The organism is Johannesbaptistia floridana, from assembly GCF_057440575.1.
The window spans coordinates 1-14,702 of the sequence record NZ_JALKVM010000205.1; the positions used below are offsets into that span (position 1 = coordinate 1).

General features: G+C 39.6%; 10 protein-coding genes. 7 read left to right on the plus strand and 3 right to left on the minus strand.

The genetic code is table 11. The features are described 5' to 3' along the window. Positions 1-369: 369 nt before the first annotated feature. Positions 370-1,854: a glutamate synthase subunit beta gene (locus MW688_RS13510; RefSeq protein WP_486736534.1), complete on the minus strand. Its 1,485-nt coding sequence runs from the start codon at positions 1,852-1,854 to the stop codon at positions 370-372. 376 nt (positions 1,855-2,230) lie between these two features. Next, positions 2,231-6,820: a glutamate synthase large subunit gene (gltB, locus tag MW688_RS13515; RefSeq protein WP_486736536.1), complete on the minus strand. Its 4,590-nt coding sequence runs from the start codon at positions 6,818-6,820 to the stop codon at positions 2,231-2,233. A gap of 666 nt (positions 6,821-7,486) precedes the next feature. Between gltB and MW688_RS13520 the strand changes: the two genes are divergently transcribed. Genes MW688_RS13520 through MW688_RS13550 form a run of 7 tightly spaced genes read left to right on the plus strand, consistent with a single transcriptional unit; the run spans position 7,487 to position 12,190 of the window. Next, positions 7,487-7,669, plus strand: a complete 183-nt coding sequence (locus tag MW688_RS13520) for a DUF3285 domain-containing protein (RefSeq protein ID WP_486736537.1) — start codon at positions 7,487-7,489, stop codon at positions 7,667-7,669. A gap of 14 nt (positions 7,670-7,683) precedes the next feature. Further along, a complete protein-coding gene (ybeY, locus tag MW688_RS13525) occupies positions 7,684-8,193 on the plus strand; it encodes an rRNA maturation RNase YbeY (RefSeq protein WP_486736538.1) in 510 nt (169 codons plus the stop codon). A gap of 49 nt (positions 8,194-8,242) precedes the next feature. Further along, on the plus strand, positions 8,243-8,701 hold the full coding sequence (locus tag MW688_RS13530; RefSeq protein ID WP_486736539.1) for a diacylglycerol kinase family protein: 459 nt from the start codon (positions 8,243-8,245) through the stop codon (positions 8,699-8,701). A 22-nt stretch (positions 8,702-8,723) separates the two neighbouring features. Beyond that, positions 8,724-9,323: an anthranilate synthase component II gene (locus MW688_RS13535; RefSeq protein ID WP_486736540.1), complete on the plus strand. Its 600-nt coding sequence runs from the start codon at positions 8,724-8,726 to the stop codon at positions 9,321-9,323. Then, positions 9,323-10,105 carry an MBL fold metallo-hydrolase gene (locus MW688_RS13540; protein WP_486736541.1) on the plus strand — a complete coding sequence of 261 codons (783 nt, stop codon included), beginning with the start codon at positions 9,323-9,325 and terminating at the stop codon, positions 10,103-10,105. The genes MW688_RS13535 and MW688_RS13540 overlap by 1 nt, the downstream gene beginning before the upstream one ends. A 6-nt stretch (positions 10,106-10,111) precedes the next feature. Then, positions 10,112-11,407: an aminopeptidase P N-terminal domain-containing protein gene (locus tag MW688_RS13545; protein ID WP_486736542.1), complete on the plus strand. Its 1,296-nt coding sequence runs from the start codon at positions 10,112-10,114 to the stop codon at positions 11,405-11,407. Between the two features lie 42 nt (positions 11,408-11,449). Beyond that, positions 11,450-12,190 carry a segregation/condensation protein A gene (locus MW688_RS13550; RefSeq protein ID WP_486736543.1) on the plus strand — a complete coding sequence of 247 codons (741 nt, stop codon included), beginning with the start codon at positions 11,450-11,452 and terminating at the stop codon, positions 12,188-12,190. 7 nt (positions 12,191-12,197) lie between these two features. Here the strand turns inward: MW688_RS13550 and MW688_RS13555 are convergent, their stop codons facing one another. Then, on the minus strand, positions 12,198-14,555 hold the full coding sequence (locus MW688_RS13555) for a hypothetical protein (RefSeq protein ID WP_486736544.1): 2,358 nt from the start codon (positions 14,553-14,555) through the stop codon (positions 12,198-12,200). Positions 14,556-14,702 lie beyond the last annotated feature (147 nt).

The following is a 14,702-nucleotide window of genomic DNA, read 5'->3' on the forward strand; positions in this document are numbered from 1 at the left end:
TTATCTTACTTGTGATTGACCAAAGATAACGACAGCCTAACGCACCCTACTACAATTACTACAACTACTAATATAATGTTGGGTTGAGGCACGAAACCCAACCTACAGGCTACCTACATGCTACCTTCTTACTCATTACTCATTACTCGTTACTCATTACTCATCTAACGCACCCTACTACAAGTACTACTCATTACTCATTACTTATTACTTATTACTCATGTTTGTTGGGTTATCTCCCTGCCCAACCTACAGGCTACAGGCTTTTGGTGCGTTACGGAAATTAATTCAGTGATAGTTATTTACCAAAGATAATGACAGCTAATACGCACCCTACAAAATTACTTCGGGAGATCGCACCCTAAAGAGTTAAGGTAAATCAGTATGACCCATCAAATAGCGATCGCATTCGCGGGCGGCTTGACGACCTTCATTAAAAGCCCAGACCACAAGACTTTGACCCCGGCGGCAATCTCCAGCAGCAAAGACACCGGGAATACTAGTTTGATACTTACCATATTCTGCCTTAATATTGGTGCGTTGGTCTTGTTCTAGACCCAAACTCTCAAGAAGATAAGCTTCGGGACCCAAAAAGCCGATAGCCAGTAAAACCAATTGTGCAGGGAGAACCTTTTCTGTACCGGGTATTGGTTGAGGAATAAAACGACCTTGGTCATTTTTCTCCCAATTCACCTCTACTGTATGTACCTCTTTGATATGGTTATTCTCATCACCGACAAACTTAGTAGCAGTAGTTAAAAATAGACGGGGATCATGACCGAATTTAACAGTAGCTTCCTCTTGACCATAGTCTACCTTATAAACTTTCGGCCATTCTGGCCAAGGATTATCAGCCGCCCTTTCTAGAGGAGGTTTAGGCATAATCTCCAACTGAGTTACACTGTTACAGCCGTGGCGAACCGAAGTCCCGACACAATCTGTCCCGGTATCACCACCGCCGATAATTACCACATCTTTACCTGCGGCAGAAATCAAATTACCATTACTTGAACCATTGACCACTGCTTGAGTATTAGCGCGGAGGAAATCCATAGCAAAGTGAACTCCCTTGAGGTCACGATTTTCAATCTTGAGGTCTCGGGGTTTAGTAGCGCCCACACAGAGAATAGTAGCGTCAAACTCATCTAGAAGAGTTTTAGCAGGTAAATCCTGACCCACATTAACATTACACTTAAATACTATGCCCTCTTGTTCTAGCAACTGTAAACGGCGTTTAAGAACCTTTTCTTTATCTAGTTTCATATTGGGAATACCATACATCAAGAGACCCCCAGGTGTATCTTCCCGTTCAAATACAGTTACTAAATGTCCTGCTTTGTTTAATTGGGCGGCCGCAGAAAGTCCCGCAGGTCCAGAACCTACTATAGCTACCTTTTTCCCCGTTCTCTGTTGAGGAGGTTCAGCAGTAACCCATCCTTCCATCCAACCCTTATCGATAATCGCTAGTTCGATATTTTTAATAGTTACAGGAGGGTTATGGATACCCAAAACACAGGCCCCCTCACAGGGTGCAGGACATACACGTCCGGTGAATTCGGGGAAATTATTGGTTTTATGAAGACGGTCTAAGGCTTCCCGCCATAAACCTTGATAAATCAAATCATTCCATTCAGGAATTAAATTATTAATCGGGCAACCACTAGCCATGCGGTTAATTTCGGTTCCTGTATGACAAAATGGCGTGCCGCAATCCATACAACGAGCGCTTTGGGTGGTTAGTTTTTCTTCTGGTAGATGTAGATGAAATTCTTCCCAGTCTTTGACTCTAGCTTCGGGAGAGCGGTCTTTTGGTAATTCTCGGGTATATTCGATAAATCCTGTTGGTTTTCCCATGATGATAACTTTTGATAATTTAATGACTTATTGAGATTGAAATTTGGGAGAGGGGGAGAGGGGGAGAGGGGGAGCTTTCGGAGAGGGGGAGCAGGGGAGCAGGGGAGCAGGGAGCTTTCGGAGAGGGGGAGCAGGGAGCTTTCGGAGAGGGGGAGAGGGGGAGACAATGTTCCCCATAATGCTTGAAAAACCCTCATTACTTCAAGACTCCTTACTCCTTACTTCAAGACTCCTTACTTCAAGACTCCTTACTCCTTACTCGTTACTTCAAGACTCCTTACTCCTTACTCCTTACTTCAAGACTCCTTACTCCTTACTCCTTACTCCTTACTCCTTACTTCAAGACTCATTACTCCTTACTCCTGATTCAGTGCCCTTAACTACCGCTAACACGGGCTAGGTCACGGCTATTTTGTTCAAAGGCACTATTCATGGCTTCTTCTTGAGATAAGCCAGATGCTAAAGCAGTTTGTACAGCTTCTAGTACACGCTTATAGTCTCTTGGCATCACTTTCACAAATTTACCTACTAGACTTGACCAATTATCTAATACTCTCTGTCCTTGACTACTTTGAGTATATTTAGTATGTTGGCTGATAATTTGATAGAGTTCGGTAATTTCTGCTTCAGTTTCTAGTTTTTCTAGATCCACCATTTGGGTATTACATTTACTAGGTAAACTGCCATCTTCATCGAGAATCAGGGCTATACCACCACTCATCCCAGCAGCGAAGTTACGTCCAGTACTACCTAAAATAACTACCTTGCCTCCCGTCATATATTCACAGCAGTGGTCTCCCACTCCTTCTACTACTGCTGTAACTCCAGAGTTGCGGACTCCAAAGCGTTCACCAGCGACACCCCGAATATAAACTTCTCCCGAAGTGGCGCCATAGAGGGCAACGTTACCGACGATGATATTTTCCTCCGGTACAAAAGTTGCTTGATGGGGAGGATACAGAATTAATTTACCACCGCTTAAGCCTTTGCCGAAGTAATCATTGGCATCGCCTTCTAGTTCTAGAGTTACACCTGAAGGTACAAAGGCGCCAAAGCTTTGTCCCGCACTTCCTGTGAAGTGAAGCTGTATAGTATCTTCTGGTAGTCCTTCCCAAGAGGTTTTGGTGATTTCGTGACCGAGAATAGTACCCACAGCACGATTAGTATTTTTAATGGGTAGAGTAGCTTTAACAGGGGTTTTACTCTCTATCGCTGGTTTACACAAATCTAGTAAGACAGTAAGGTCTAGAGATTTATCTAAGCCGTGGTCTTGGGGGACTTGAGAATAACGGCCTACAGAGGGGTCTACCTCGGGTTGGTAGAGAATGGTGGAGAGGTCAACATTTTTCGCTTTCCAGTGAGCGATCGCCTTTTCTGCTTCTAGTACATCTGTTCTCCCTATCATTTCATTAAAGGTACGGAAGCCGAGTTGGGCCATAATTTCCCTGATTTCCTGGGCAATAAATTCCATGAAGTTAACCACATAGTCAGGATTGCCGATAAAGTTATTTCTCAGTTCAGGGTTTTGAGTAGCGATACCCGCAGGACAGGTATTGAGATGACAGACGCGCATCATGATACAGCCCATACTTACCAGGGGAATAGTAGAGAAACCGAATTCTTCAGCACCGAGTAAGGCAGCGATAGCCACATCCCGTCCGGTTTTCATTTGGCCATCAGTTTCCACCACAATGCGATCGCGCAAATTATTTAAAACGAGAGTTTGATGAGTTTCTGCCAAGCCTAGTTCCCAGGGTAATCCGGCGTGTTTAATAGAGGTTTGGGGTGAAGCCCCGGTACCGCCATCGAAGCCAGAAATAAGCACTACATCAGCATGGGCTTTAGCCACTCCTGCGGCTATAGTCCCTACTCCCACTTCAGACACCAATTTCACATTAATTCTTGCATCGCGATTAGCATTTTTCAGGTCATGAATCAACTCTGCTAAATCTTCAATCGAGTAGATATCGTGATGAGGTGGAGGTGAAATCAAACCAACACCGGGGGTAGAATGGCGTACTTTAGCTATCCAGGGGTAGACTTTGCGTCCGGGTAATTGTCCTCCTTCGCCGGGTTTTGCCCCTTGGGCCATTTTGATTTGAATTTCTTTTGCTTGGGATAGATAGAGACTAGTTACCCCAAAGCGGCCGGAGGCTACCTGTTTAATGGCGCTAATTTTGGAATCTCCCTGGTCATTAGTCCAAGTATAACGGTCTGGGTCTTCGCCGCCTTCCCCACTATTAGACTTACCACCAATGCGATTCATAGCAATAGCTAGAGTTTCGTGGGCTTCTTTGGATAAAGAACCATAACTCATAGCCCCAGTTTTAAAGCGTTTAGTAATAGCGCTAATTGGTTCTACTTCTTCTATAGGTACTGGTTGACGAGGTTTAAATTTTAAGAGACTACGCAGGGTAAAATACTGTTCATTATCCTCATTCATCAGACGAGAATACTGTTTATAAGTCTCATAGTTTCCCGTCCGTACAGCTTGTTGTAAAGTATGGATAGTAGCGGGACTAAGTAGGTGTGCTTCCCCATCTCGTCGCCATTGATATTCTCCCCCTACATCTAGAGTTTGACTGTTTACCTCTCGTTCGGCAAAGGCGTGATTATGTTTGAGTATTGCTTCAGTGGCAATTACTTCTAAATCTGCACCTTGAATCCGGGAAGCCGTCCAGGTAAAGTATTTATCAATAAGACTTTGATTGAGTCCAATCGCTTCAAAGATTTGGGCACCCCGGTAACTTTGGATAGTAGATATACCAATTTTCGAGCCTACTTTTATCACACCTTTGGTAGCTGCTTTGATATAGTTTTTAATCGCTGTATAGGGGTCAACTTCTGTTAAATTGCCTTTAGCGATCATATCTTCGATGGTAGCAAAGGCTAAATAGGGGTTAATAGCGCCACAACCATAACTAATCAATACAGCAAAGTGATGAACTTCTCGGGGTTCTCCTGATTCTAAGACAATACCTACTTTAGTGCGGGTGCCATGGCGAATCAGGTGGTGATGTAAGCCTGCCACTGCTAAAAGAGAAGGAATTGGGGCTTGATTGGTATCTAAATCCCTGTCGGAGAGAATAATAATATTGACTCCCCGGGAGATAGCTTCATCTGCTTGTTCACAGATTGATGCCATTGCCGATGCTAATCCTGCTGCTTTCTGATGAGGATTAAATAGAATTGGTAGAGTTACCGACTGAAAATTCTCTGTAGATAACTGTTTCAACTTAGCTAATTCGGCATTAGTAATGATGGGAGTTTCTAGTCTAATTTGGCGACAACTGTCCGGCTGTGGCTCTAAAATACTCCCTTCACTCCCAATCGTCGTAATTGGGGAGGTAACAATTTCTTCTCGAATAGAATCAATGGGAGGGTTAGTTACCTGGGCAAACAGTTGTTGAAAATAGTTAAATAACAGTTTCGGCTTTTCTGACAATACAGCTAAGGGGGTATCTGTCCCCATAGACCCTATAGCTTCTACGCCATTTTTAGCCATAGGACTAATTAAAAGGCGTAATTCTTCAAAGGTATAGCCAAAAGCTATTTGTTGCTTAATTAAACTATGTTTAGCTGCTATTTGTTCTTCCTTACCCTTCGGTAAATCCCGTAAAGATACCAAATTTTCTGCTAACCAACTGTGATAGGGATGGGCGCTAACAATTTCCTGTTTGATTTCTTCGTCGGCGATAATGCGGCCTAGGCGAGTATCTACTAAGAACATTTTACCCGGTTCAAGACGTCCTTTTTTAGCAATTCTTTCCGGTTCAATTTCTAACACACCTGCTTCAGAGGCCATAATTACTAAGTTATCTTTAGTCACATAATAGCGAGAAGGGCGCAGACCATTACGGTCTAAAACGGCACCTACTACTTGACCATCAGTAAAGGCAATAGAAGCCGGGCCATCCCAGGGTTCCATCAAACAGGCATGATATTCATAAAAAGCTTGTTTGGCCTCACTCATCTCCTGATTACCTGTCCAGGGTTCAGGAATCATCATCATCATACTATGAGCGAGGGACCTGCCTCCGAGTCTTAATAATTCTAGGACATTATCAAAGGTAGTGGCATCACTACCGCTGGGATCGATAACTGGTTTAATTTTTTCAATCTCCTCGCCAAATAGTGGAGAAGTCAATAAACTTTCCCTGGCATACATCCAGTTAATATTGCCTCTGAGGGTATTTATTTCGCCATTATGAGCTATATAGTGATAGGGGTGCGCTCTTTCCCAACTAGGGAAGGTATTAGTACTAAAACGGGAATGCACTAAGGCTAATGCTGATTCTAAATCCGGGTCTTGTAAGTCTGGATAATAGGGTTGTACCTGCTCTGGTTTCAGCATCCCCTTATAAATCATCGTTCGTGAGGATAAACTTACTATGTACCAGCTAGGATCTATGCCGCTGTGACGAATTCTTTGCTCCGTCAATTTGCGAATAATATATAGTTTTCTTTCAAAGGCTTCTGTATCAGTTATAGCCGGATTTTTAGCAATAAATACTTGTAGGGTATAGGGTTCACTTGCTTGGGCAGTTTTACCTAAATCTGAGTTATTGGTAGGTACATTGCGCCAACCTATGATTTTTTGACCTTCGGCTTCGACAATTTCGGTAAATATCTCTTGACTTTTTTCTCTCTGTTGAGCATCTGGTGCTGCATAAATCATTCCTACAGCATAATCTCCCGATGCAGGAAGATTTATTTGCTCTGTTTGAGTGACTTTTCGGAGAAATTTATCTGGTATTTGAATTAAAATGCCTGCTCCATCACCTGTGTTAATTTCACAACCACAGGCGCCCCGGTGGTCAAGATTCAAAAGAATTGTCAATGCTTGTTCTACAATTGAGTGTGATTGTTTTCCCAAGGCATTGACAATAAATCCTACGCCGCACGCATCGTGTTCTAATTGAGGATCATATAGACCTTGTTTGGCTGGAAGTTGATAATTTTGCATGTTCACACAGCTCGGGGATAATAATCTAAATTATTCTAATTTTGGAACATAATTTTCTATCCCCCCTCACTTCTTAAGGAAATTATTAGATCTTAATCCAAAAACGTAAATATTTGTAAAGATAAAGTAAGTCTCATGTTCATCAGGTACATTTTTTGTTCCCAAACTCTCTGGAGAGGGGGAGGGGGGAGCAGAAAGCAGGGAGCTTCTGAGCAGGGAGCTTCTGAGCAGGGAGCTTCTGAGGGGGGAGCAGGGAGCTTCTGAGCAGGGAGCTTCTGAGCAGGGAGAGGGGGAGGGGGGAGAGGGGGAGGGGGGAGCACGGGAGCAGGGAGCTTCTGAGCAGGGAGCTTCTGAGCAGGGAGAGGGGGAGGGGGGAGACAATTTTCCCCATATTGCTTGAAAAACTCTCCTTACTCACTACTTCTTACTCGTTACTTCTTACTCGTTACTCCTTACTCGTTACTTCTTACTCGTTACTCATTACTCGTTACTCATTACTCATTACTCATTACTCATTACTCATTACTCAACCTGCACCAGTAACTTTGGGTAAAGATGCTTTGGTCTGAGTATTCCCTATTCCCTAAAAAACTTAATTATGTAAAAAACTTGAGATTTTACGCAACAAACTGTTACATTTAGTTTAAGTGGTATGAGTCAAAAAATATGAAAGAAAGCGAAAACAATACAGCGATAGCAACTCCAGAAAAAGAAACAGAAAAACCTAGCTATACAAAACTAGCCATGCGCAACATGGTGCGTAAACGAGGCAAATCATTACAACACTTTGTGTTAACGACGATAGCCTTAATGGGCTTTTTTATAGTTGTTTCTTACTTAACGCGGTAATGCTTAAGGCGGTAATGAGAACAGCAGAAATAATTATCAATGTAGAGACAGTATATTGGCAAGAAGAGAAAATCGAGCCAATATCTGAGATAACTTGGCAGGAGTGGTTTCAAAGCTGGTTGAGAGAGTTAAATGAATACTTACCTCCGGCGGTAGGCTACGAACTTAGCTTGCGCTTGAGTAGTGATAGAGAAATAGCAGAATATAACTATAAATATCGCCATCAAGCTAAAGCAACAGATGTTCTGGCCTTTGCCGCCTTAGAAACATCGATACCAGTACCTGTAGAAATTACTGAAGAACCGTTGTATTTAGGCGATATAATTATTTCTGTAGAAACAGCAAAAGTCCAAGCTAATAAAAAAGGACATAGTCTAAACTTAGAAATAGCTTGGTTAGCAACCCATGGATGCTTACACCTACTAGGGTGGGATCATCCCGATGACCAGAGTCTGGAAGAAATGCTCAACCAACAGGAAAAATTACTCCTAGCTATTGGTCTAAATGGTAGATTGCTTAAATAAAATCATAGGTTATACTAAAATATCTTTTAAAAAAAGAAGGTTGGTAATTATGCAATCAAATCTTTCTCTAGTAGAATCCGAACCTACTTCCATCAAATCATTGAGAAATCGCAATTTAGCTTGGAAAATTGCGCCAAATCTGTTTATAAGCTTCAAATACGCTTGGCAGGGAATTGTTTACGCTTTTATGAGTCAGCGTAACTTCCGCATTCATACAGGGATAGCGATTTTAGCGATTAGTCTTGGTTCGTGGTTAAAAATCAGCGCAGTAGAAATGTCAATTATAGTAATCACCTGTGCTTTAGTAATGATTTTAGAATTAATTAATACAGCGATAGAATCAGTAGTAGATTTAGTAGTCAAGCAAACCTATCACGAATTAGCAAAAATAGCCAAGGATTGCGCGGCCGGGGCAGTAATGATGGGGGCAATTGGGTCAGTTTTAGTGGCTTGTTTTATTCTTTTACCACCTTTGTGGACAGTAACTGTAAAATCTTTATTAAACTAATTATTTATGAGGAGCAAACCATTTGATTATAGTTATCGACAACTATGATAGTTTTACCTATAATCTTGTACAATATCTAGGCGAACTGGGAAAAGAATTTGCCGTCGCCAAAGAAATAAAAGTATATCGTAATGACCAAATCAAATTAGAAGAAATTATTAGGGCTAAACCCTCAGGAATCGTTATATCTCCAGGTCCTGGGAGACCAGAAGACTCGGGGATATGCCTGGAAGTAATCTCTAAACTAAGCCCTAACCTGCCAATTTTAGGAGTGTGTTTAGGACATCAGAGTATTGGGCAAGTTTTCGGAGGCAAAGTTACCAACGCGCCCATATTAATGCACGGTAAAACCTCAGAAATATATCACAAGGGGATAGGAGTTTTCGCTAACCTAGGTAATCCAATCACAGCTACTCGTTACCACAGTTTAGTAGTTGATGCAGCAAGCTTGCCTGATACTCTAGAATTAACAGCCTGGACTGAAGATAATTTAGTGATGGGCATCAGACATAGAGATTATCCCCATGTTCAAGGAGTTCAATTCCATCCCGAAAGTATTCTCACAGAGTCAGGAATCAAGCTTCTAGCCAACTTTCTGCAATCTTTAAAAGAAGACTCTTGATGAACAGAAAAACCTTTTTAACCTACACTATTGCGGGGATGATGACAGGGATATCATTACCTCTAATAAGCCGCGCTCAAAACGCCAATAACAGTTTAATAGTGGAATGGTTAGGACATACCTGTTTTTTATTTATTGCAGATGGACTAAGGGTCCTAGTGAATCCTTTTACTACATTAGGTTGTGTAGCCGGTTATCAACCCATAACAGTAGAAGCAGATATCGTTTTACTCAGTAGTCTTCTTCTAGATGAGGGGTCTGCATCGAATTTACCAGGAGATCCCCAGGTAATCTATGAATCGGGGGACTATCAATATCGAGGAGTTACCTTCAAAGGGATAGCAATTCCCCACGACCGTGAAGGAGGTAGACGTTTTGGGACCAACATAGTCTGGCGCTGGCAAATGGGAGGTATAGAAATTCTGCACATGGGAGGCGCAGCCTCTCCCCTGGGAGTAGAAGAAAAAATTCTCATGGGAAGTCCAGATTTAGCTTTATTGCCTGTGGGAGGAGGTCCGAAAGCTTATAACCCCCAAGAAGCTCTAGCAGCGATTGAAGTACTACAGCCGAAAATAGTAATTCCCACTCATTATTTTACCCCAGGCGCAGATCCTCTAAACTGTGATTTAGTCCAAGTAGATGAATTCTTAAGTTTAGTCAGTGAAATACCAACAGAAATTTTAGAGACTAACCAAATTACTCTAAAATCTACAGAATTACCTCCAGAATCAACAGAAATAATTGTGCTCAATTATCAAGATATCCTAGTAACAGTTGAATAAAATAAAATGCCTATTACTGCACAAGAATACCAGCAACGTCGCCAAAAACTGATGGCGAAAATACCCCAGGGAACAGCTATTTTTCGTAGCGCCCCCACAGCGGTGATGCACAATGATGTAGAGTATAATTACCGCCAAGATAGTGATTTTTTCTATTTAACAGGGTTTAATGAACCTAAAGCCGTAGCAGTATTAGCACCTCATCACCCAGAACACCAATATATACTATTTGTTCAACCTAAAGACCCAGCGGCGGAAACTTGGACAGGTTACCGTCTCGGTGTAGATAAAGCTAAAGAAGAATTAGGGGCAGATATAGTTTATCCTATTACTGAGATAGAAAAAGAATTACCCCAATACCTAATACAAGCAGAACGCATCTACTATCACCTAGGACGCGATCGCCGTTTCAATGATTATATTCTCAATCTCTGGCAAAACCTCCTCTCTACCTACAATAAAAGAGGAAGTGGACCTATAGGCATTGAAGATACAAGATTTATCATCCATCCCCTGCGCCAAATCAAAAGCGAAGCAGAGATAGAGATGATGCGTCAAGCCACAGAAATATCTGCTTTAGCCCATAATCGCGCTCAGGAATTTGCTAAGGTGGGAAAATATGAGTACCAAGTACAGGCAGAAATTGAACATACTTTTTTAATTAATGGTGCCCTAGGTCCCGCCTACCCTTCAATTGTAGCTTCAGGTGCTAATGCTTGTATACTGCACTATGTAGAAAATAAGCGTCAAATCGGTACCAATGATTTACTACTAATCGATGCAGGTTGTTCCTACGGATATTATAATGGCGATATTACCCGTACCTTCCCAGTGTCGGGGAAATTTACCCCAGAACAACAGGCAATCTATGACCTAGTGTTAGCAGCGCAACTTCAAGCAATCGAACAGGTCAAACCAGGCAATACCTACAATCAATACCATGATACAGCAGTTTCTGTTTTAGTAGATGGATTATTAGATTTAGGCTTACTAGTAGGAGACAAAGAAACAATCATCAAAGAAGAAAAATATAAACCATTTTATATGCACAAGACGGGACATTGGTTAGGTTTAGATGTTCATGATGCAGGTTTCTATAAACATGGAGACAATTGGGAAGTGTTGCAACCGGGACACATATTGACAGTAGAACCAGGGATTTATATATCTCCCACCATCGACACAGGAGAAGGACAACCAGATGTTCCTGAAGTTTGGCGAGGTATTGGGGTAAGAATTGAAGATGATGTACTAGTAACAGCTAATGGAAATGAAGTGTTAACTAGTCAAGTACCTAAATAATTAAAATATTGTAAAGTTAAACTATTTAATAATGTAATAAGAATGAGTTTAACAGTAGCCCAAAGAGCGATCGCCAAATTAATAGAATTAGCAGAAACTGGGGAGATAAATCCTTGGGATGTGCAAGTAATTGAAGTAGTAGACCGTTTCTTAGCAGAGATACCGCCTACGCAAGCGGACTTACCCCAGTCTGGACAAGCCTTTCTCTGGGCATCAATGCTAGTGCTTCTCAAAGCTAATACCTTATCAAGTATGAACGAAGTAGAAGCAGAAATAGAAGAGACAGAAGAATGGCAAGAGGAGTTAAGCATATCCAAAACTCGCCTACCAATTGCCCTAGAAAAACATCTAAGGAGACGTTCAGCGGCGCCACCATTACGTCAAAGAAAAGTCACCCTAGCGGAGTTAATCACCCAAATAAAAGCAATAGAAGTTAAGCTAACAGAGAAACCTGTAAACAAGCGTCCTCGTACCTCTCGTAGTAGTAAAGCCCAAGCAATCAGCCAACTAGCCCACCAAGAAAACCTCACGGAAATAGCCAGTTATTTAGAAGAATTTTTACAGTTAAACCAATCGCGATTAGGTAATAATAACTTAGAATTAAATGAACTATTACAATTATTAGAAAATCATCAACCAGCAAATCAGCACATCAAGAGTCAAGACAAGGTAGGAGTATTTTGGGCATTACTGCTACTCTCAGCCGAATCTAAGGTTGAATTAATTCAAGAAGAATTTTATCAAGATTTACAAATTAAGCCTTTAGTTTTAGAAAATACTTGACACACTGTTAAGAATTAGAGTCTTGTTTTAAATTAATTGAGTTTCCCGCATTCCGCACATTAATCACTCTTCCCAATAAATCAAACCAAAAAGGTGCTCCCATGGCGATCGCCACTCCCGTAATTAGCCAACCCAAAATAACTTTTACCCAATTTCCCTGTTCTTCAATTTGGGTTTTAATTTGTTCAAGCAATTCTTGAGGATTATCAGTTAAACTCAAAACTTCTGAGGTGCGTTTGTATTTTTGTTTATCAACAAATCTTAGATATGTATCTCCAAAAGTTGATAAATCTTGTATTTTCCCCTCATCATTTCTCCCCTGATCAATAGCCATTTTAAACTCAAATTCTACTGTTTCTGGTTCTGTTGCTGTAGATATTTTTCTAGCAATTTGAATATTTTCAGATAAGATTTTTTCTATTGCTTCAAAACATTGTTGATTATCACTAACTGTATTCTTCCCGTCCACTCTAATTACTGCACAGGGTTTTCCTGGTTGATTCAATGCCTCTAATGGTGTAATTATCATGTTTAAATCATTAATTGTTCTGACATTTTCATCTATAGCTTTCCAACCCAAAGGTAAATTATCAATCTCATTAAATATTACCTTTATTCTTTGTTTTTGTTCTTCATCAAAACAGTCATCATCTCCTGCTTCACATTTAAAAAAGTTATCTTCTTGTTTATCTAATTCAGCGATTAACTGATTAACTACATTGTTATTTTCTTGAGTTAAATGGCTAATTATGTTAAATGTATCTGCATTCAAAATAACCGCCATTAACAATCCAATAACAAAAGATAATCCCTTGGCGTTACGTTTATAAACTCCTGATGAGCGCTGTTGAACTTCCTCAAATAATATTTTATACTTCTCTTCTAAAGCTTTAATTAATTGTTGTTTCGTAAAACTTCCAGTATTATTATTAACTTGTTGCTCATTTTGTAAATCTTTTAGCCATTTTCTTAAAATTGATTTAGCAGGAGTGTAAAAATCTAGAGTATCTAATCTTCTTTCTAAATTATCTATTCCAGGAGTTGTATTCTCTTCAAGAATATCAATTAAACTTGTTGCAAAAACTTGAGAATCAATATAAGATGGTCCTTCGGATTCACGTATTTTACCCTCAAATTTATAGTTAAAGTGATTAATAGCTAAAATTATTAAACTCAAAGATACTATAAACAGTAAAATTCTATAACCAGGGGAAATAGGAATAAATATTAAAATTATAATGGGAATGAGAATACATAAAAGATTAACCAGAAATTTTACGGGACCAATTTTCCCTAAATTTAATATAGACAACCAAGCAAAACTACTTTGATTTAAACTTGTTATGTTTTTATGTTGATACAATAATTCTGTTAAAGAATCAACTTTTAAAGAAATATTAGGCAATCTTTTTGTCATTGCTGGTTTACCTAGTTTTACATTAACAAGTTCAAATTTCTGGTTATTTTGATCTTCCACCCGTCGCAAGAAATAATTACATTGCTTATTAAATCTTTCTTTCTCTTTTTCGTTTAACTCGTAACATTCAAGCTTAGTAGCAATATAAGATTTATTCTCGATTTGATAATTGCCGTCTGGAAACTTTTTGACATTTTTGGGTTCAACTTCTTCTTGATGCTTATTAATGAAGATTACTCCTTCTGGTGATAAGTTATTGCTGTTTTTTACAAGATATGCTTTTTTATTATTTGTTTCGTCAAGCCATATTCGAGAATTTGCTGGGATTGTTTGAGTAACTTCGTAAACATCATAAGATTTTATATTTTCATTAATTCCATTAAATCTAATTTCTTGTTCTTGGTTATTTTCTTTGGCTATCCAAATAGTTTGATTTATAGTAATTAGTTCCTTACTTTTAACTTCATTGATGTAGCCTCTCTCTTGATTAATCCAAATACTTATGTTTGAATCTATTTGTCTTGCCGTATAATATGTATTTTTTGACTGAATCTTTAAATCTTGATGTGTAAAATAACTTTGATTATTATCAGGTTCACTAATTCTTTCCTTTTCTATTATTTGATTATTTTCATTACTAATCCAAATATAATTTTTACCATTTTCTTCCTGGATATTTTCTTCATTTTTAGTATTTTTATAAATTGTTCCATCAATTAAATATATGATAAAATCAGTTCCATTATTTCCACTTTCATCTTTAAACTCTAATGGATATAATGGATAATCCTGTTCTCCTAACATTTGACGAATTGATTGCTTGAGACGTTTTGCTCTTAACTCGAAATAGGTAGCGATGTACTCTTGTAATTCACTAGTTAAAAGAGCTAAGCAAGTATATATGAAGAAAATAGAAATGATTGCTTGAAAAAAAGTTCCTAATGTCATAGTTTTCAGTGATTAATTTGATTCGGTGCGTTACGCTACTGGATTAGCTGGAAAAAGAGTTCCTAATGTCATAATTTTCGGTGATTAATTTGATTCGGTGCGTTACGCTACTGGATTAGCTGGAAAAAGAGTTCCTAATGTCATAAT

Excerpts from the sequence above, each read along its gene's own strand:
- MW688_RS13510 (WP_486736534.1), bottom strand. The coding sequence starts at position 1,854 with ATGGGAAAACCAACAGGATTTATCGAATATACCCGAGAATTACCAAAA.
- gltB (WP_486736536.1), bottom strand. The coding sequence starts at position 6,820 with ATGCAAAATTATCAACTTCCAGCCAAACAAGGTCTATATGATCCTCAA.
- MW688_RS13520 (WP_486736537.1), top strand. The coding sequence starts at position 7,487 with ATGAAAGAAAGCGAAAACAATACAGCGATAGCAACTCCAGAAAAAGAA.
- ybeY (WP_486736538.1), top strand. The coding sequence starts at position 7,684 with ATGAGAACAGCAGAAATAATTATCAATGTAGAGACAGTATATTGGCAA.
- MW688_RS13530 (WP_486736539.1), top strand. The coding sequence starts at position 8,243 with ATGCAATCAAATCTTTCTCTAGTAGAATCCGAACCTACTTCCATCAAA.
- MW688_RS13540 (WP_486736541.1), top strand. The coding sequence starts at position 9,323 with ATGAACAGAAAAACCTTTTTAACCTACACTATTGCGGGGATGATGACA.
- MW688_RS13545 (WP_486736542.1), top strand. The coding sequence starts at position 10,112 with ATGCCTATTACTGCACAAGAATACCAGCAACGTCGCCAAAAACTGATG.
- MW688_RS13550 (WP_486736543.1), top strand. The coding sequence starts at position 11,450 with ATGAGTTTAACAGTAGCCCAAAGAGCGATCGCCAAATTAATAGAATTA.
- MW688_RS13555 (WP_486736544.1), bottom strand. The coding sequence starts at position 14,555 with ATGACATTAGGAACTTTTTTTCAAGCAATCATTTCTATTTTCTTCATA.